General features: G+C 70.3%; 7 protein-coding genes and 1 pseudogene. 2 read left to right on the top strand and 6 right to left on the bottom strand.

The window, feature by feature from the left end:
• Position 1: 1 nt before the first annotated feature.
• Together OCU_RS36835 and OCU_RS51515 are read right to left on the bottom strand one after the other, a co-directional pair.
• Positions 2-12535 (bottom strand): type I polyketide synthase, encoded by a 12534-nt coding sequence (locus tag OCU_RS36835; protein ID WP_041787193.1) that lies wholly within the window; start codon positions 12533-12535, stop codon positions 2-4.
• Between the two features lie 361 nt (positions 12536-12896).
• Positions 12897-13247 (bottom strand): hypothetical protein, encoded by a 351-nt coding sequence (locus OCU_RS51515; protein WP_026071594.1) that lies wholly within the window; start codon positions 13245-13247, stop codon positions 12897-12899.
• 172 nt (positions 13248-13419) lie between these two features.
• Here OCU_RS51515 and OCU_RS36825 point away from each other — a divergent pair, with 172 nt between their 5' ends.
• Positions 13420-13755, top strand: a complete 336-nt coding sequence (locus OCU_RS36825; protein WP_007770897.1) for an RNA polymerase-binding protein RbpA — start codon at positions 13420-13422, stop codon at positions 13753-13755.
• A 9-nt stretch (positions 13756-13764) separates the two neighbouring features.
• On the opposite strand, the pseudogene lnt reads toward OCU_RS36825, so the two are convergent.
• From lnt to OCU_RS36805, 3 genes and pseudogenes are all read right to left on the bottom strand, one after another.
• Positions 13765-16624 (bottom strand): annotated as a pseudogene (lnt, locus tag OCU_RS36815) (apolipoprotein N-acyltransferase).
• Positions 16617-18149: an amidohydrolase gene (locus OCU_RS36810; RefSeq protein ID WP_085981106.1), complete on the bottom strand. Its 1533-nt coding sequence runs from the start codon at positions 18147-18149 to the stop codon at positions 16617-16619. Before OCU_RS36810 ends, lnt begins: the two are co-directional and overlap by 8 nt.
• Before the next feature lie 300 nt (positions 18150-18449).
• Complete coding sequence (locus OCU_RS36805; RefSeq protein ID WP_014380050.1) at positions 18450-18971, bottom strand: FxsA family protein; 522 nt, start codon at positions 18969-18971, stop codon at positions 18450-18452.
• A 73-nt stretch (positions 18972-19044) separates the two neighbouring features.
• On the opposite strand from OCU_RS36805, the gene OCU_RS36800 reads away from it, so the two are divergent.
• On the top strand, positions 19045-19752 hold the full coding sequence (locus OCU_RS36800) for a dienelactone hydrolase family protein (protein WP_008256373.1): 708 nt from the start codon (positions 19045-19047) through the stop codon (positions 19750-19752).
• Positions 19753-19755: 3 nt separating this feature from the next.
• On the opposite strand, the gene OCU_RS36795 is transcribed toward OCU_RS36800, so the two are convergent.
• Positions 19756-20136, bottom strand: a complete 381-nt coding sequence (locus OCU_RS36795) for a PPOX class F420-dependent oxidoreductase (RefSeq protein WP_014380049.1) — start codon at positions 20134-20136, stop codon at positions 19756-19758.
• Positions 20137-20328: the final 192 nt, after the last annotated feature.

Below are 20328 nucleotides of genomic sequence, written 5' to 3'. Positions count from 1 at the left end.
GCTAGTCGTCGTCGTCCAGCAGCGCCGCGTTGACCAGGTCATCGAGGTCCATGTCGGCGATGTCCTTTTCGGTGGTCGCCGGCGCCGCGGACTGCGCGTTGCCGTTGGATTCGTCGGCCAGCGCCAGCAGCAGTTCCAAAACGCCGGCCTGTCGGAGCCGCTTGACCGGAATCGACCCGACGACGCGCTGGATCTCGGCTTCGCCCGGCGCCGCGCCCCCCGGGGTTTGTTCCGACGCCCCCACGAGTTCTCGGTGCATGTAGCCCGCCAGCGCCGCGGAGTTCGGATAGTCGAAGATGAGCGTGGGTGAAAGCGCCAGCCCGGTCGCGGCTTTGAGCCGGTTGCGCATCTCGACCGCGGTCAGGGAGTCGAAGCCAAGCTCCTGGAACGCCCGGTCCGGGTGGATCGCCTCCGGGCTGGAGCTGCCGAGCACGGTGGCGATGTGCGAACGCACCAAGTCCAGCAGTATCGCCTGCTGCTCGTCCTCGGGGAGCCCCTCGAGGCGTTGCAGCAGAGCGGATTTCGACTTGGCGGCGGTCAGCGAGTCGTCGACCTGGCGTCGCGTCGGCGCGTTGATCAGATCGACGAACATGGGCGGCAGCGTGCCCGAGTCGAACTTGACCCGCAGCGCCGCGAGGTCGATGTGGGCGGGCAGCATGAACGGCTCGTCGACGATGAGCGCGGTGTCCATCAGCTCCAGCGCCTGCTCCGAGGACATCGCGACGATCCCGTCCCGGCCGAACCGGGCGAGGTCGGCGGCGCCCAGCCCGCCGGTCATGGCGCTGGCCTGATCCCACAGCCCCCAGCCCAGCGAGATCGCCGGCAGGCCGTGGGCGCGTCGATGCGCGGCCAACCCGTCCAGGAACGAGTTGCCGGCGGCGTAGTTGGCCTGTCCCGAGGCGCCCGCCAGGCCGGCGATCGACGAAAACATCACGAAGGCCGACACATCCAGGTCGCGGGTCAACTCGTGCAAGTTCCATGCCGCATCGACCTTGGAACGCAGCACCGCGGCCATCCGCTCGGGATTCAGCGACGTCACCACCGCGTCGTCCAAGACGCCGGCGGCATGGATCACCCCCGTCAGCGGGCGTTGCATCGGGATGTCGGCGATCACCTTGGCCAAGGCCTCGCGGTCGGCGGCATCGCAGGCCACCGCCTCCGCGTGCGCGCCGGCCGCCCTCAGCTCGGCCACGAGCTCCGCCGCCCCCGGCGCATCAAGACCGCGCCGGCTGACCAACACCACGTTCCGCGCGCCGTGGCGGGTCACGACGTGCCGCGCGACCGCCGAACCGGCCATCCCGGTGGCGCCGGTGATCAACACGGTGCCCGCCGTCCACGCGTCCGGCATGGTCATGACGACCTTGCCGACGTGGCGGGCCTGGCTCAGATAGCGCAGCGCGGCGGGCGCACGGCGCACGTCGAATCGGGTCACCGGCAGCGGCCTCAGCACGTCTTCGGCGAACATGGCGGCCAGCTCGTCGAGCATCTGGGCGATGCGGTCCGGTCCGGCTTCGAAGAGATCGAAGGCGCGGTAACGCACCCCGGAGTGGTCGCGCGCGACGACCTCGGGGTCGCGGATGTCGGTCTTGCCCATCTCCAGGAACACCCCGCCCGGCGCGACCAGCCGCAGGGAGGCGTCCACGAATTCGCCGGACAGCGAGTCGAGCACGATATCCATCCCGGCCGTGCCGGTCCTGCCGGTGACCGCGCGGAACTTGTCCTCGAACTCAAGGCTGCGCGAATCGCCGATGTGGTCGTCGTCGAACCCCATGGCCCGCAGCGTGTCCCACTTGCCACGGCTTGCCGTCGCGAACACTTCCAGCCCGATCTGGCGGGCCAGCTGGACCGCGGCCATTCCTACCCCGCCGGCGGCGGCGTGCACCAGCACCCGCTGACCGGGCTTCGCGGCGGCCAGATCCACCAGGGCGTAGCGCGCCGTGGCGAACACCACCGAAGCAGTCGCCGCGGCGGTGTGTGACCATCCCGCCGGCACCTTGACAAGCAGGCGCTCGTCGGTTTTGGCGATCGTTCCGGTGCCGTCAGGGAACAGCCCCATGACGCGGTCGCCGACCTCGAAACGCCCGTCCTGCGAGGCGGTTTCGGTGATCACGCCGGCTGCCTCGATGCCCATGATCGCGTCCGGGTCGGGATAGAGGCCCAACGCGATCATGACGTCACGGAAGTTGGCGGCGATGGCCGACAGCGCCACCCGCACCTGCCCGGGTCCCAGCGGCGCGTCGGCGTCGGGAATCCGCTCTATCCGCAGATTCTCGATCGTGCCGTAGCTGCTCATGCCCAACCGCCACGGGCCCTGCTCGGGCGGCGTCAGCAGGCCGCCGACCGCGCGGCTGCCGAGCACCCGCGCGGTGTAGACCATCCCGTTGCGCCGCAACGCCTGCGGCTCGCCGACCGCCAACACGGCGGCGATCGCATCGGGATCCAGCGGCGCGTCCGTGTCGACGAGCACGATGCGGCCGGGGTGTTCGGTCTGCGCCGACCGCACCAGGCCCCACACCGCCGCGCCGGCCAAATCGGTGACGTCCTCCCCGGGCAACGTCATCGCGCCCCGGGTCGCCACCACCAGCGTCCCGGTGACGTCGCGGGACAACCAGGACTGCAGCACCGGCAGCACCGCTCGCGTCGCCGCGTACACCTCGGTGATCACGTCGCCCGACACCGGCTCCGATTCGAACAGCACCACGGATAGTCCGGCCTCGCCGTTGTCGTATTCCGCGGATTCCGGTGCACCCCAAGCGCTTACCGACACCGGCTGCACCGTCGATGTCGGCTGAGCGGACCAAATCAGCTCGAAGAGCCGGTCCGGTCCCGAGTTAGACACCGCGGCCAGGAGCTGCTGATCGGTCACCGGACGGGCCACCATCGATGCCACCGAGAGCACCGGCAGTCCGAGCCCATCGGCCAGTTCGATCGATACCGCCGAGGCGCCCACGGGCATGATCCGGGCGCGCACCGCCGCCGCCCCCGCGGCGTGCAACGACACCTGCTGCCAGGAGAACGGCACCAGTATCGAACCCGGGGCGAGCTCGTCGCTCTCGGACGACAAGATGACCGCGTGCAGCGCCGCGTCCAGCAGCACCGGGTGGACCCCGAACCCGCTCACCGACACCCCGGCGTCGGACGGCAGGGTCACTTCGGCGAAGATTTCGTCGCCACGGCGCCACATCGAGGTCAGGCCACGGAACGCGGGCCCGTACCCGTAACCACGCTCGGCCAGTTGCTCGTACCCGTCGCCGACCTCCACCGGGACCGCCCCCGCGGGTGGCCACGCGGACAGGTCCGCGCCCGGCTCCACCGACCCCGCGCGCAGCACGCCTTCGGCGTGCAACGACCAGCCCGAGCCCGCTTCGGCCCGTGAGAACACCGACACCGCGCGCGCACCCGAGTCGTCCGGGCCACCGACCACGACCTGAACCGCGACCGAGCCGCCGGCCGGGAGCACCAGCGGCGCGGCCAGATTCAACTCGTCGAGGATTCCGCAGCCCACCTCGTCGCCGGCGCGGATGGCCAACTCGACGAATCCCGCACCCGGGAACAGCACGACACCGCCGACGGCATGATCGGCCAGCCAGCCTTGCGTACCCGAGGACAACCGACCGGTCAACACCACCCCACCCGACGCCGGCAGTTCGACCACCGCGCCCAGCAGGGCGTGTTCGCCGGGGGCCAGGCCCAGGCCCGCGGCATCGGCGGGGGCATCGTCGCGCGAGAGCCAAAAGCGCCGCCGATCAAAGGCATACGTGGGCAGTTCGACGAGATTCGCCGTGCCGATGGCGCCGCGCCAGTCCACCGCCATGCCGGCGACGAACCCGTGCGCGACGGCGTTGACCAGGGCCGTCGGCTCCGGCCGGTCCTTGCGGAGCGCGGACATCGTCGTTACCGGGTTGTCGGCCAGCGTTTCCTCGATCGACGCCGTCAGACCGCTGCTCGGCCCAACTTCGAGGAATCGGTTGCCGCCGGCCGCATGGACGAATCGGACGCTGTCGGCGAATCGCACCGCCTCGCGGACGTGCCGCTTCCAGTACGCCGCGGTTCCGAAGTCATCGGTGGCCAGCCCGCCGGTCACGTTGGACACGATCGGGATGGTCGGCTTGCCGATGGTCAGTCCCGCCGCCACGGTGCCGAATTCGTCGATCATGGCGTCCATCAACGGGGAGTGGAACGCGTGCGAGACGGCGAGTTGATGGACGCGGCGGCCCTCGGCGCGGAGCTGGTCCGCGATCGCGGTCACCGCGCCTTGCGTTCCCGAAATCACCACGGAGGCAGGCCCGTTGACGGCAGCGATGCCCACGCTGTCTTGTTCGGAGGGCACGAGCAGCGGCCGCACCTCGTCTTCGGTGGCCTGCACGGCGACCATCGCCCCGCCCGCAGGCAGCGCCTGCATGAATCGGCCGCGGGCGGCGACGAGGACGGCGGCGTTCTTCAGCGACAGGACGCCGGCGGCGTGGGCGGCGGACAGCTCGCCGATCGAGTGGCCCATCACGAAGTCGGGGTGTATGCCCCAGGATTCGAGCAGCCGGAACAGCGCGACTTCCACCGCGAACAGCGCCGGCTGCGCGAATTCGGTGGTGTTCAGCAGGCTTTCGTCGCTGCCCCAGATGACGTCGCGCAGGGGGCGCAGCAGGTGCTGGTCCAGTTCGGCCAGGACGGCGTCGAAGGCCTCGGCGAACATCGGGTACGCGTCGTGCAATCCCCTACCCATGCCGAGTAGTTGGGAGCCCTGACCGGGGAAGACGAACACGGTCTTGCCGCCGGGCGCCGCCGTCCCGCGAATGATTGATTGGGCCAGTTCGTCTGCGGCCAGCTCGTCCAGCCCGGCCAGCAGGCGGTCACGGTCATCGGCGACGATGACGGCCCGCTGTTCGAAGGTCGACCGGCCCGCCAGCGTCCAGCCCACATCGACGGCGTCCAGATCCGGGTGGGCGCGCAGGTGGGTCGCCAGCCGGGCGGCCTGAGACCTCAACGCCGACGGCGATTTCGCCGACACCACCCACGGGAGGACCGGCACCTCGGGGCGCTCGGTGACCTGAACGGTTTCGGCGGGTGCGGCCTCGATGATCACGTGGGCGTTGGTGCCGCTGATGCCGAACGACGACACCCCGGCCCGGCGCGGACGCTCCGCACTCCAGGCCCGGGCCTCGGTGAGCAACGACACCGCACCCGCCGACCAGTCGACATGCGGGCTGGGCTCATCGACATGCAGTGTCGCGGGCAGCGTTTCATGGCGCATGGCCTGCACCATCTTGATCACACCGGCAACACCCGCGGCGGCCTGCGTGTGGCCCATGTTCGACTTGATCGACCCCAGCCACAACGGCCCGCCCGAACCACGGTCCTGCCCATAAGTCGCCAACAACGCCTGCGCCTCGATCGGATCACCCAACGTCGTCCCGGTGCCATGCCCCTCGACCACATCCACCTCGGCCGCCGACAACCCCGCATTGGCCAACGCCGCACGCACCACCCGCTGCTGCGAGGGACCATTGGGCGCAGTCAACCCATTGGAGGCACCATCCTGATTGACCGCCGAACCCCGCACCACCGCCAACACCGGATGACCCAACCGCTGCGCATCCGACAACCGCTCCACCACGAGCATGCCGCCGCCCTCGGAGAATCCGGTGCCGTCGGCCGCGCCGGCGTACGCCTTGCACCGGCCGTCGACGGACAACCCGCGCATGCGGCTGAACTCGACGAAGATGTCGGGCGTCGCGTTGACCGTGACGCCGCCGGCCAGCGCCAGATCGCACTCCCCCGAACGCAACGACTGCACCGCCATGTGCAACGCCACCAACGACGACGAGCACGCCGTGTCCACCGACACCGCCGGACCCTCCAGCCCCAGCACATACGACACCCGCCCCGAGGCCACACTCGAGGACTGACCGGTCAGCCGGAAGCCTTCCGCGGTGGGCGCGGCGTCGATGCCGTAGCCCTGCGTGTACACGCCGGCGAACATGCCGGTGGCACTGCCACGCAGCGCGCCGGGTTCAATTCCCGCCCGCTCCAAGGCTTCCCAGGAGAGCTCGAGGAACATGCGTTGCTGCGGATCCATCGCCAGGGCCTCACTCGGCGCGATGCCGAAGAAGGCCGGATCGAAATCCGCGACACCATCGACGAAACCGCCGGTCCGGGTGTAGCAGGTGCCCGGGACGTCGGGATCAGGGTTGTACACGCCGGCCAGATCCCAACCGCGGTCGGTCGGGAAATCGGAGAGGACGTCGCGGCGCTCGGTGAGCATCTGCCACAGATCCTCGGGCGAATTCACCCCGCCGGGATAGCGGCACGCCATGCCGACGATCACGATCGGATCGTCCTCGGTGGCGCGCGCGACCGGGGCGTGCTTGATCTCCTGCGGGGCCCCGGCGAGTTCGGTGCGGATGTAGCCGGCCAGGCCGTTGGGTGTCGGGTAGTCGAATATCAGCGTGGGCGAAAGCGCCAATCCCGTCGCGGTTTTGAGCCGGTTGCGCATTTCGACCGCGGTCAGCGAGTCAAAGCCCAACTCCTGGAACGCCTTGTCCGGGTCGATCGCCTCGGCGGAGGTGTTGCCCAGCACGGTGGCGATGTGGGAGCGCACCAGGTCCAGCAGCACGGCGTGCTGCTCGGCTTCGGACAGGCCGTCGAGGCGATGCGCCAGAGCCGATTTGGACTTCGCGGCCGCGAGCGAGTCGTCGACCCGGCGCCGCGTGGGCGCGTTGACCAGGTCGGCGAACATCGGCGGCACCGCGACCGCGTGGGCGCGCAGCGCGCCGAGATCGATGCGGGCGGGCGCCAGGAAGGGTTCGTCGACGATCAATGCCGTGTCGAACAGTTCCATGGCCTCGTCCGAGGACAGCGCCAGGATCCCGTCGCGGCCCAGCCGGGCGAGGTCGGCGGCGTCGAGCCCGCCGGTCATGGCGCTGGCCTGGTCCCACAGGCCCCAGCCCAGCGAGATCGCCGGCAGCCCGTGCGCGCGCCGATGCGCCGCGAGCGCGTCGAGGAACGAGTTCGCGGCGCCGTAGTTGCCCTGGCCCGACGAGCCCACCAGCCCGGCCATCGAGGAAAACATCACGAATGCCGACAGATTCAGGTCGCGGGTCAGTTCATGCAGGTTCCAGGCCGCGTCGATCTTGGACCGCAGCACCGCGTCGATCCGCTCGGGTGTCAGCGAGGTGAGCATCGCGTCGTCGAGCACGCCGGCCGCGTGGATCACGCCGGACAGAGGCCGAGTCGCCGAGAGTTCGGTGATCACCGCGGCCAGCGCCGTCCGGTCGGCCGCGTCGCAGGCGATCACTCGCGCCCGGGCGCCGGCCGCTTCCAGCTCGGCGATCAGCTCGGCGGCTCCCGGCGCGTCCGGTCCGCGCCGGCTCAGCAGCGCCAGGTCCTCGACGCCGTGGTGCGCCACCAGGTGACGCGCCAGCGTCGATCCCGCCATGCCGGTCCCGCCGGTGATCAGCACGGTGCCCGAGGCCAGGCCGGCACCCGGTCCGGTAGGCACAGTCATGACGACCTTGCCGATGTGGCGGGCCTGGCTCAGGTACCGCAAGGCCGCGCGACCGCGCCGCACGTCAAAGGTCGTCACCGGCAACGGTTCCAGGACCCCGGCGTCGAACAGGCCGGCGAGCTCGATCATCCACTGATGCATGCGAGGACGTCCGGGCTCGAACAGGTCGAAGGCGCGGTAGCGGACGTCCGGGTATTCCTGGGCCACCGCGCCCGGGTCGCGGATGTCGGTCTTGCCCATTTCCAGGAACATGCCGCCCGGGGCGACCAGGCGCAGGGAGGCGTCGACGAATTCGCCGGCCAGCGAGTCCAGCACCACGTCCATGCCGGCCCCGCCGGTGACCGAGCGGAACTTGTCCTCGAACTCGAGGCTGCGGGAGTCCGAGATGTGGTCGTCGTCGAAGCCCATGGCCCGCAACGTGTCCCATTTGCCGCGGCTCGCGGTGGCGAACACCTCCAGGCCGAGGTGCCGGGCGAGCTGGACGGCGGCCATCCCGACCCCACCCGCGGCGGCGTGCACCAACACTCGCTGCCCGGGCTGGACCTCGGCCAGGTGGATGAACGCCATGTAGGCGGTGGTGAAAACCGCTGAGATGCCGGCGGCTTCGGCGTAGGACCAGTCGGCCGGCTTGCGCTGCAGCAGACGGACGTCGCCGGGCACCAGGGTGCCGCTGCCGTCGGGGAAGAAGCCGTACACCGAATCGCCGACCTCGAATTCGGTGACACCCGGTCCGACCTCGACCACGACTCCGGCGCCTTCGCCGCCGAGCAGCGCCTCGTGGGTGAACATGCCCAGGGTGATCATGACATCGCGGAAGTTGGTGGCGATCGCGCGCAGGGCCACCCGAACCTGACCCGGCTCCAGTGGAGCGTCGGCGTTGGGAACCGGCTCGAGTTGCAGGTTTTCGAAGGTGCCCGCGCTGCTGATGCCCAGCCGCCAGGGGCCGCTTTCCGGCGGTGTCATGATGCCGCCGACCGCACGGCTGCCGCGCACCCGTGCGGTGTGGGCCTTGCCGTCGCGCAGCAGCACCTGCGGCTCGCCGACGGCGAGAGCGGTCGCTATCGCGCTATCGTCCAGCGCGACATCGGAATCCACCAGCACGATCCGGCCGGGATGCTCGGTCTGCGCCGACCGGACCAGCCCCCACACCGCCGCGCCGGCCAGGTCGGGGACGTCCTCCCCCGCCAGTCCCATCGCGCCGCGCGTCGCGACGACCAGCAGCCCGGAGTCGCGCTCGGACAGCCACGACCGCACGGCGGCCAGGGCCTCATGCGTGCGACGATACGATCCCGTGATCGGGTCTTCCTCGGCCGCAAGGGATTCGAAGACTTCGTGCGGGGGCGTCTCGCCCGCGCCGGCGGTCGCCGGCGACCACTCCACCTCGAAGAGCCGGTCGGGACCCGAGGCCGACACCGCCGCGCGCAGCTGCCGCTCGCTCACCGAGCGCGCCACCATCGCGCGCACCGACAGCACCGGCAATCCGAGGCCGTCGGCCAGTTCGATCGACACCGCACTGGCGCCCGCCGGCGCGATGCGTGCGCGCACCGCCGATGCGCCCGCGGCGTGCAGCGACACGCCCTGCCAGAAGAACGGCAACACCACTTCGTCGGTGTGGTCGGCCATTTGGTGGCCGATGACCAGCGCGTGCATGGCCGCGTCGAGCAGCGCCGGGTGCACGCCGAACCCATTGACGCTCCCGGCGGCGTCGGGCAGCCGCACCTCGGCGAAGATCTCGTCGCCGCGCACCCAGGCCGCGGTCAGGCCCTGGAACGCCGGGCCGTAACCGTAACCGCGGGCGGCCAATTGCTCGTAACCGTCGGCCGGGTCGACCGCGACGGCGCCCGCCGGCGGCCAGGCCGACAGGTCCGCGCCCGGCTCGACCGAGCCGGTGCTCAGTGTGCCCTCGGCGTGGCATACCCAGCCCGAGCCGGTGTCCGGCCGCGAGAAGATCGACACGACGCGCTGACCGGTTTCCGTGGCCGGGCCCACCACGACCTGTACGGCCACCGATCCCGCTCCGGAGCCCTTGGCGGGCAACATCAATGGCGCCTGCAGGGTCAGTTCGTCGACCGTCGAACACCCGACTTCGTCGCCGGCGCGGATCGCCAATTCCACAAAGCCGGCCCCGGGGAACACGACCGCACCGGACACGGCGTGGTCGGTCAGCCACCCCTGCAGGCTGGGCGACAGGCGGCCCGTCAGCACGACCCCGCCCGAGGACGGCAGTTCGACCACTGCGCTCAGCAGCGGGTGCTCGCTGGCTCCCAGGCCCAGGCCGGTGGCGTCGGCCGCGGCTCCTTCGCCGGACAGCCAAAACCGCCGGCGGTCAAAGGCATACGTGGGCAGCTCGACGAAGCCGGCCCCGTCCAGCACACCACGCCAACCCACGCTCACTCCCGCGACGAACGCGGTGGCAGCGGACGTCAGGAATCGGTCGAGCCCGCCGTCGTCGCGACCCAGGGTCGGAATGACCTTGGCTTCGGAGGCCTCGGCGTCGCGGCCGGCATGATGGTTGGCGGTGTCCTCGATGCCCGCGACCAGGGCCGGGTGCGGGCTGGATTCGATGAACGTCCGGTATCCGTGCTCGCTCGCGCTCCGCACGGCCTGGTCGAACTGCACGGTCTGCCGGATGTTGCGGTACCAGTAGTCGGCGTCCAAACCCGCTGTGTCCAGGCGGTTTCCGGTCACGGTGGAAAAGAACGCGATGCGCGAGGAACGCGGCTCGATGCCGGACAGCGCCTGGGCGAGGTCGTCGCGGATCGCCTCGACCTCCACCGAGTGCGAGGCGTAGTCCACGTCGATGCGCCGGGTCCGCAGTTCGAGGTCGGCGCAGAACCCGACGAGTTCGTCGAGCGCGGCCACGTCGCCCGACACCACGACCGCCGACCGGCCGTTGACGGCGGCGATGCTGACCCGACTACCATAGGGCGCCAACAACTCCCGGGCCCGCTCGGTGCTGCAGGCGATCGACAGCATGCCCCCGGGGCCGGCCAGCGAGCGCAGCAGCTTGCTGCGCAGCGTGACCACCCGGGCTGCGTCGCGCAACGACAAGGCTCCCGCGACGTAGGCCGCGGCGATTTCCCCTTGCGAGTGGCCGATCACCGCGTCCGGGCTCACCCCGACCGATTTCCACAGCTCGGCCAGCGACACCATCACCGCGAAGAGCACCGGCTGCACCACGTCGACGCGATCCATTCCGGGTGCGCCGGGTGCGCCGCGCAGCACGTCGATCAGCGACCAGTCGACGAATTCGGCGAACGCCTCTTCGCACGCCTGGATCTGTTGTGCGAATACAGGTGCGGTATCGAGCAGTTCGATGCCCATGCCCAGCCATTGGGAGCCCTGTCCGGGGAAGACGAACACGGTCTTGCCCGCCGGCGTCGCGATGCCCCGCAGGACGGACCCGGTCGGGTCATCGTTGGCCAGCTCGTCCAGCCCGGCCAGCAACCGGTCCCGGTCGTCGGCGACGATGACGGCCCGATGCTCGAACGTCGCGCGACCGGCCAGCGTCCATCCCACGTCCGCGACGTCCAATTCGTGGTGGGCACGCAGGTATTCGGCCAGCCGCGCCGCCTGGGCCGCCAGCGCCCTGGCCGACTTCGCCGACAACGCCCACGGCACCACGGGCACCTCGGGGCGCTCGGTGACCTCAACGGTTTCGGCGGGGGCGGCCTCGATGATCACGTGGGCGTTGGTGCCGCTGATGCCAAACGACGACACCCCCGCCCGCCGCGGACGATCCGCACCCCAGGGCTGGGCCTCGGTCAGCAACGACACCGCACCCGCCGACCAGTCGACATGCGGGCTGGGCTCATCGACATGCAGTGTCGCGGGCAGCGTTTCATGGCGCATGGCCTGCACCATCTTGATCACACCCGCCACACCCGCGGCGGCCTGCGTGTGACCCATGTTCGACTTGATCGACCCCAACCACAACGGCCCGCTAGGACCCCGATCCTGCCCGTACGTGGCCAACAACGCCTGCGCCTCGATCGGATCACCCAGCGTGGTCCCAGTGCCGTGCCCTTCCACGACGTCGACCTCCGACGCGGCCAGGCCCGCGTTGGCCAGCGCCGCACGCACCACCCGCTGCTGCGAGGGACCATTGGGCGCAGTCAACCCATTGGAGGCACCATCCTGATTGACCGCCGAACCCCGCACCACCGCCAACACCGGATGCCCCAACCGCTGCGCATCCGACAGCCGCTCGACGACCAGGATCGCCCCGCCCTCAGACCAGCCGACGCCGTCGGCCGCGCCGGCGTACGCCTTGCATCGCCCGTCGGGTGCCAGTCCCCGGTGCCGGCTGAATTCGACAAAGACCGTCGGCGTGGCGTTGACGGTCGCGCCGCCGGCCAGCGCCAGATCGCACTCCCCCGAACGCAGCGACTGCACCGCCATGTGCAAGGCCACCAACGACGACGAGCACGCCGTGTCCACCGACACCGCCGGACCCTCCAGCCCCAGCACATACGACACCCGCCCCGAGGCCACACTCGAGGTCATGCCGGTCAGCCGGTAACCCTCGATCTCCTCGGCGAGCATGCCGTAGCCCTGCACGATGAGCCCCGCGAACACCCCGGTGGCGCTGCCACGCAGGCCACTGGGGTCAATCCCGGCCCGCTCCAACGCTTCCCAGGACAGCTCCAGCAACATCCGGTGCTGGGGATCCATCGCCAGGGCTTCACTGGGCGCGATGCCGAAGAAGGCCGGATCGAAATCCGCGACACCGTCGACGAAACCGCCGGCGTTCACATAGCACTTGTGGCGGGCGTCGGGATCGGGGTCGTACAGCGCCCCGAGGTCCCATCCTCGGTCGGCGGGAAACTCCGAGATCACGTCGCGGCCGTCGGCCACCATTTGCCAGAGCGACTCGGGGCTGTCGACGCCGCCGGGAAAGCGGCAGGACATGCCGACGATCGCGATCGGCTCGCTTGACCGCTCCAGTAGCGCGCGATTGGTGCGCTTCAGGCGTTCAACCTGGACCAGCGCTTTCCGCAGCGCCTCGGTCGCATGCTGGAGTTGGTCCACCATCACTAAACCTCGCCCTAACCCTCACCTAATGTCTGGCCGTCTTGTCCCGCCGGCTGCGGTTGTCGCCGATTCACGGGATTCGCTGCACGAGGCGACGCCGTGTTTCGTTCGACCAGCGTCGTGCAGCTTTCCGACCCAAGAATGTTGCTGGTGAGTATGGCCAACTCCGACTGGATTTCAAAACGTCCGCTGCTCCCGATTGCTACAGGAGGACCGGCTTGGACAGGTGCGGCGCCCGCTCAGGCGAGGTGCGCCGCGCGCAGCCCGGTGAACTCGATGGACCACGGCCCGCTGCAGACGTGGCCCGTGGTCCATGGCGAGACTGTACCCGTCTAGCCATAGTCGGTGGTCAGGCGCAGTGTCAGACACCCGCTCGGCGCCAGCCGTCGGCGGCGCGGGCCGCGTGGATCAGCGCGTCGCACAACTGGCGCAGTTCGGTGGCCTCGGCGCCTTCCTCGAGGGCGGTGGCAACGTCCTCTGCGGCGCACCGCACCTGGTAGACGCGGTCGGAGAGGTCGGCCGCGTCGTCGGCCGACAGCACCACCGCGTCGTCGGGCACCGCCGCCGCGCCGTGCCGGTTCAACGAGGCACGTTGCTCGTAGGCCCGCTGCCGGCACGACTGCCGGCAGTACTGGCGGCGGCGGCCCATCCCCACGTCGGCGACGTCTCGACCGCACCAGCGGCAGGGCTGCGGGTGGGTACGGCGACTCACGCCTGCCGACTTTAGTCGGGGATCTCCTGCGATCCCGGTATCATTGAAGGTCGCGTCGCGTACGCCGGCTGTACGCCGGGAACTGCGCAGATCGCCACAGCGTTGCTAATCGAGAGAGAATTGCACCACAGGGGGCCGCAGGGCTCCGAAACGACTTAAAGGAGTAGCACCCATGGCTGATCGCGTACTGAGAGGCAGTCGCCTCGGAGCCGTGAGCTACGAGACCGACCGCAACCATGACCTGGCGCCGCGCCAGCTCGCGAAGTACCGCACCGAGAACGGCGAGGAGTTCGAGGTCCCCTTCGCCGACGACGCCGAAATCCCCGGCACCTGGCTGTGCCGCAACGGGCTGGAAGGCACCCTGATCGAGGGCGACCTGCCCGAGCCCAAGAAGGTGAAGCCGCCGCGCACGCACTGGGACATGCTGCTGGAGCGCCGCTCGGTCGAAGAACTCGAAGAGCTGCTCAAGGAGCGCCTCGAGATCATCAAGACCCGTCGACGAGGCTGACCGCGCGGTTTAGCTGCGGTTGTCCGCCCTGGTGGCCCGCGCGCCCGACCGGCGGCCCTGAATGCCCCATCGGGTCACTTTGACCAGGGCTTCGCGGATGTTGGATCCGCTCATCTTGGACACGCCGAGCTCGCGTTCGGTGAACGTGATGGGCGCCTCGACGATGGTGAACCCGTTGCAGATGGTCCGCCACGTCAGGTCGATCTGGAAGCAGTAGCCCTTGGAGTCGACGCCGTCGAGGTCGATCGCCTCGAGGACCTCGCGCCGGTAGGCGCGGTAGCCGGCGGTGATGTCGTGCACCCCGATGCCCAGCGCCAGCCGCGCGTAGGTGTTGGCGGTCCAGGACAGCGCCCACCGCCGCCAGGGCCAGTTGCGCACCGTACCGCCGTCGACGTAGCGCGAGCCGATGGCCAGATCGGCGCCGCCGTCGACCGCGTCCAGCAGGCGGTGCAGCTGTTCGGGGGCGTGGCTGCCGTCGGCATCCATTTCGACGAGCACCGAGTAGTCACGGCTCAGTCCCCAGGCGAAGCCCGCCAGGTACGCCGCGCCCAGGCCGTCCTTGGCGGTGCGGTGCATGACGTGCGTGCGACCGGCGTCGGCCGCGGCCAGTTCCTCGGCCAGCTGGCCGGTGCCGTCGGGGCTGCTGTCGTCCACGATGAGCAGGTGCACGTGCGGGCACGCGTCCTTGAGCCGCCGGTGGATCACCGGCAGGTTCTCCAGCTCGTTGTAGGTCGGGATGATCACCAAGACGCGCTGGCTGGGACGATTGCCCGGGGCGTGGGGCGCCGGCTGGCCGGTGGTCATGTAGCTCCTCTGTGTCGCCCGAATTGAAAGCAAGTCGGCCGTCCCCGGGTGGGACGGAGTGTCGTCACCCGCCGTTGTCTGCCGGCGTGCGATCCCCGCCCTCGTCGGGCGCGGTGTCTGAGTCGTGCTCGTCGGGCGGGGATGTGCCCGGGGTCGCACCGGCCGTTTTGGAAGAACGTGCCGATCGACCCGAGGACCTGGTCCTGAGACGACTCGGACGCGGGAACCATCCATTGTGCCGTATCCCTGCCAAAATGACCGCCCCGGCCGCTGCCGCCATGATCCACTGCAACAGCGGCGCCCAGCGGGTTGCCGGCGTCAACCTCGTCTTGAGGCGCACCGGCATGTCCAGGTAGGCGGGCTGGAAGAAGTCGGTACGCGCCAACTCGCCGCCGTCGGGGGCGATCACGGCGCTGATCCCCGTCGTGCCCGCGACCACCACGTATCGGTCGTGCTCGACGGCCCTGACCTTGGCGAACGCCAGCTGCTGTTCGCTCATCGTCTTGTTGAAGGTGGCGTTGTTGGCCGGCACCGTCAGCAGCTGGGCGCCGTCCAGGACCGCGTGCCGCGGGACGCGGTCGAAGATCACTTCCCAGCACGTCGCGACCCCGACGGGCACCCCCGCCATGTGCACGACGTCACTGCCCGGCCGGGGCACCATGCTCCCGGCGCGGCCGGCGTACCCGGACAGATGCTTGAACAGCCAGGGCATCGGCAGGTACTCGCCGAACGGCTGGACGATTTCCTTGTCGTGGCGTTCGGCCGGGCCGGTGGCCGGGTTCCACACGATCATCGTGTTCGTGTAGTGCGGATCCTCCGGGGGGCGTCCGGGGACTTCGAGCACGCTGCCGATCAGGATCGGGGCGCCGATCGCGGCCGCGGCCTGCGATATCTCCAGCGCGGCGTCCGGGTTCACCAGCGGGTCGATGTCGGATGAGTCCTCCGGCCAGATCACGAATTGCGGTTGCGGCGCGGCCCCGGCGCGCACGTCGTCGGCCAGCGCCAGCGTCTCGCGGACGTGGTTGTCCAGCACCGCCCGTCGCTGCTCGTTGAACTCGAAACCCAGCCGCGGCACATTGCCTTGCACCGCGGCGACGGTCACGGACGGCTCGCCTCCCGAGCCGGTGCCGGCGTGCCGCACCTGCGGCCAGACCATGGCCGACGCGAACAGCACCAGGCAGATGCAGACGCCGGGCAGCACCACCGCGGGCGGCGGCGGCTCGGTTTCCGCTCCCTCGGCCGCGCCGCGCACCGGGTGACCCGCGCGCCACCACTTCACGATCTCCCGCGCGATGGCGGTCGCGCTGAAACCCACCAGCATGATGGCCATGGACAGCAGCGCGACGCCGCCGAGCTGAACCAGCGGCAGGAACGGTCCGTGCGTCTGGCCGAACGCCACAGAGCCCCAGGGGAAGCCGCCGAAGGGGAAGACCGACTTCAGCCATTCCTGTGCGGCCCACAGCAGCGCGAACCAGATGGGCCAGGCGGGCAGCCGGCGCACGACGACGGCGCACAGACCGAAGGCGGCGGGAAACAGCGCCGACACGGCCGACAGGGCGACCCACGGCACGGAACCGACCAGGAGCCCGACCCACGGGAGCAGCGGCAGGTAGAAGGCCAGGCCGAACAGGAACGCGTAGCCCAGCCCGCCCGCCGGCGTCGTCGCGGGATGGGTCAGCACCCACGCCAGCAGCGCCGCGGCAATCACGGCAGCCCACCACCAGTTCAGAGTCGGGAAGCTGGCGCACAGCAGCAGGCCGCCCACCACGGCGCAGATCAGCCGGGTCAGCCGGGGCAGCAGTGCGGCCTGGGCGGCGGGCAGCCTCGCGATCACCGCGGTCACCAGCCCGGTCGCCGCCCGGCGGGCCACGGTCCCCAGTCGGTCGGTCAGCCGCGCGCGCTCGCGGGGCCGTTTCGGGTGCGCGTCGGCGGGCTCGTCGTCGCGCTCGGATTCGGCGTCGTTGCTGATCGGGTCGGGCCGTTCGTCCACCGGGTCGGCGGCGGCGGTTTGGTCCGGTTCGTCTTGGTCCGGGGGCTCCTCACCGCCCGACCAGTGCCTAGCCATGGATGACAGCGCCCCGATGCACGGTTCGCCGGCACCGCGGCAGGGCGTCGTCCGGGCCCAGGCGCGGCAACGCGGGCACGCGGGACCGCGGGTCGGTCGACCACCGCTGCACGGTGTCGCGCGGGGCGTGCACCTCCAGCGCACCGGCATCCCAGATGGCGTACGACGCCGGCGCACCCGGCGTCAGGGTGCCCGCCTTGCCGTCGCGGTCACCGGCCGCGCGCCAGCCACCGCGGGTGGCCGCAGCAAACGCGGCCCGCGCCGAGACTGCGCTGCCCGCGGTGCGATGGTTGACGGCCGCGCGCACGCTCATCCACGGGTCGAAAGCCGTCACCGGGGCGTCGGAACCTAGCGCGAGGGGCACGCCTTGGGATGCTAACAGCGCAAACGGGTTGAGCCGACTGCCCCGCTCGGCGCCGAGCCGGCGCGCGTACATGCCGTCGGCGCCGCCCCAAAGGGCGTCGAAATTGGGCTGCACGCTGGCGACGACGCCCCAGTGACCCAGTTTGGTGGCCTGCTCGGCGTCGATCATCTCGACGTGCTCGAGGCGGTGCCCGCAACGCGCGACGGCGACCGGCCCGAGGTCCGCGGCGACCCGCTCGAAGGCGTCCACGACGGTGGCGACGGCGGCGTCCCCGATGACGTGGAACCCGGCGGTGATCTCGGCCTCGGTGCACGCCCGCACGTGGGCCTCCACGGCGTCGGCGTCCAGGTAGCAGGTGCCCGCGCGGTCCGGCGCGTCGGCGTAGGGCTCGTGCAGCCAGGCGGTGCGCGACCCGATCGCGCCGTCGACGAACAGGTCACCGGCCAGGCCGCGCGCCCCGGTCGCGGCCATCAGCTCGCGGGCCTGCGCCGGGGTGCGCACCGCCTCGCCCCAGTAGCCGATCACCTCGACACCGTGCTCGAGAGACCGCAGCTGCAACCAGTCGTCGATCCCGCCGATCTGGGGACCGGCGCACTCATGCACCGCGACGATGCCGGCCGTTGCGGCGGCCTCAAGCGCCGCGGCGCGGGCCTCGGCGAGCTGCTCGGGGGTCAGCAGGGCGCGGGCGGCGGCGCGCACCAGATGGTGCGCGTCGCCGGTGAGGGGCCGCTGCTCACTGAAGCCGGGCGCCGAAGGAAGTTCCGCGACGAGGCGTCGCAGGCCCGTCGAGGCCGCCGCGGAGTGCACGTCCACGCGTGCCAGGTAGGCGGGTCGGTCGCCGAGAACGGCGTCGAGGTCGCTGGTGCCGGGCGGGGTGTTGTCCGGCCACGAGGTTTCATCCCACCCGTGCCCCCATACCGGTTGGCCGGGGTGGGCGGCGGCGTAGTCGGCGACCATCTGAATGCATTGCGCGCGCGAGCCGGCCCGGCGCAGGTCCAGCCCGCTCAGTGTCAGGCCGGTCGCGGTCAGGTGAATGTGGCTGTCGACGAATCCCGGCGCCACGAAACCGCCGTCGACGTCTTCGACAACGGCATCGGGGAACATGCTGCGCCCCACCTCGTCGCTGCCCAGCCAGGCGATGACGCCGCCGCGGACCGCCATCGCGGTCGCGTCGGGGTGCGAGGGGCTGTGCACCCGGCCGTTGACGAGCAGAGTCACCGGGCTATCAAGGGGACCATCAGCCACGTGCCCTGACGATGCAGGCCGTGAAACGGCCTGAGGAGGAAGGGGACCATCAGTCACGTGCCCTGACGATGCAGGCCGTGAAACGGCCTGAGGAGGAAGGGGACCATCAGCCACGTGCCGTGACGATGCAGGCCGTGAAACGGCCTGAGGAGGAAGGGGACCATCAGCCACAGCCCAAAGCTACGTGCAATGGCAACTGTGGTCGGCCCCGCCGGCTCAGCGCCCGTCGAAGCGCTGGGTTCGCACCGGTTCGACGTCCTTGACGTCGATGACCTCGCCATCGATGAAATCGCCCTCGCCGCGGGCGTCACCCGGGTAAGGACCGGACGGATAGGGATCGGCGCGGAAGGTGGTGGCGTAACTGATTCCAGGCACCCGGCGCCGCAGCGTGCGCACCGCCATGGCGCCCAGCCCGGGGCCGGCGGCCGACCGCACCGGCGGAATGAGCAGCAACAGGCCCAGCGCCGTGCTGACGAGCCCGGGCATGAGGACGAGCAGCGCGGCCAAACTGACCACCGCGCCGTCGCCGGCCGCGTCGCGTGAGCCGGCCGGCCCGGAGCGCAGTCTCCCGATTCGACGGATGAGGTGGGACCCTGCCATCGGAGCGACGATGCCCCACCCGAGCAGGAACGTCGCCAACAGCATCAGCAGGGTCCAACCCCATCCGATCGTCGACACCAGCGCGAAGATCACCGCCAGTTCGACGACGGCATAGACGAGCAACAGCCGCGACACCATGTCAGGCCAACGTCCGCGGACCGCGTTGGAGTTCCCGTGGTGCTCGCCGTCGCGATTGCAGTTAGATGACGCTATGACGACGATTCAGATCGATACCCCCGACGGACCGATCGATGCGTTACTGAGCACGCCGTCGGGACAGGGCCCGTGGCCGGGCGTGGTGGTGATCCACGATGCGTTCGGCTACGGCCGGGACAAGCAGTCGGCCAACGACCGCATCGCCCGGGCGGGATATCTGGCTCTCACCCCGAACATGTATGCCCGCGGTGGCCGGATCCGTTGCATCTCGCGGGTCATGAAGGAATTGCAGACGCAGCGCGGCCGGGCCCTCACCGACATCCTGGCCGCGCGCGATCACCTGAAAGCCATGCCGGAATGTTCCGGTCAGGTGGGCATCGCCGGTTTCTGCATGGGCGGCCAGTTCGCACTTGTGATGTCGCCCAAGGGTTTTGGTGCCGCCGCGCCCTTCTACAGCACTCCCCTGCCCCGCAACCTCGACAAGACGCTCGATGGGGCGTGCCCGATCGTGGCCAGCTTGGGCGGTCGTGACCCACTGGGACGGGGCGCGCCCGAGAAGCTGCGCAAGACGATCGCCGACAAGAACATCACCGCCGATGTGAAGGTCTACCCCGGCGCCGGGCACAGCTTCGCCAACGAACTTCCCGCCCAGGGTCTGCTTCGCATCACCGGCTTCGGCTACAACGAGGACGCCACAGAGGACGCCTGGCGCCGCGTGTTCGCGTTCTTCGGCGAACACCTGGCGGCCGGCGCGACGGCCTAGCGTTCACGCCACTTTCAGCTCGAGCCCCACATTGTTCTCCATGCCGCCGCGCAACTTGCTGAAGAAGTTGAACACCTTGCCCACGATGCCGTAGCGCTTGCCGATCGCGTCGTAGACCGCGGCGGTGTGCGACTTGTCGAGGATGACGGCGGTCCCCTCGACGGCGTCACTGGTGGGGCGTCCGTTCATCGTGCAGGTGGCCAGCGTGACGCGCGGGGTGTTGCGGATCCGCTTGACCTTCCACGACTGTTCCTGGGTGATGACCAGGAGCCGGCCTTGATCGGCGGCGACCCAGATCGGCGTCGGCTTGGGCCTGCCGTCCTTGGTGAACGTGGTCAACAGGATGTATTGCGCCTTGGCGAGATCGGCGAACGTCGGTGTCACGGTGCCAACCTACCGCTCGTGGCGATTCGACGTTGACATCCTTGCCGTCGACAACAACTTTCACCAGCACTGCGACGTCGGCCGTGCCGGCCTTCCCCGAGGTCGCCTTCATCACCGCCTACCGGACGGTGGATCGGATTGCATCTGACGGCTCCGCCGGCTCGTGCCCAGCGTGCCGCCAGCCGCACATTG

This window comes from Mycobacterium intracellulare ATCC 13950, assembly GCF_000277125.1.
Classification (GTDB): domain Bacteria; phylum Actinomycetota; class Actinomycetes; order Mycobacteriales; family Mycobacteriaceae; genus Mycobacterium; species Mycobacterium intracellulare.
Note: the sequence above shows the minus strand (reverse complement) of the source record. Positions and strands in the feature narration are given on the sequence as shown.

Excerpts from the sequence above, each read along its gene's own strand:
- OCU_RS36835 (WP_041787193.1), bottom strand. The coding sequence starts at position 12,535 with ATGGTGGACCAACTCCAGCATGCGACCGAGGCGCTGCGGAAAGCGCTG.
- OCU_RS36800 (WP_008256373.1), top strand. The coding sequence starts at position 19,045 with ATGACGACGATTCAGATCGATACCCCCGACGGACCGATCGATGCGTTA.
- OCU_RS36825 (WP_007770897.1), top strand. The coding sequence starts at position 13,420 with ATGGCTGATCGCGTACTGAGAGGCAGTCGCCTCGGAGCCGTGAGCTAC.
- OCU_RS36810 (WP_085981106.1), bottom strand. The coding sequence starts at position 18,149 with ATGGCGGTCCGCGGCGGCGTCATCGCCTGGCTGGGCAGCGACGAGGTG.
- OCU_RS36805 (WP_014380050.1), bottom strand. The coding sequence starts at position 18,971 with ATGGTGTCGCGGCTGTTGCTCGTCTATGCCGTCGTCGAACTGGCGGTG.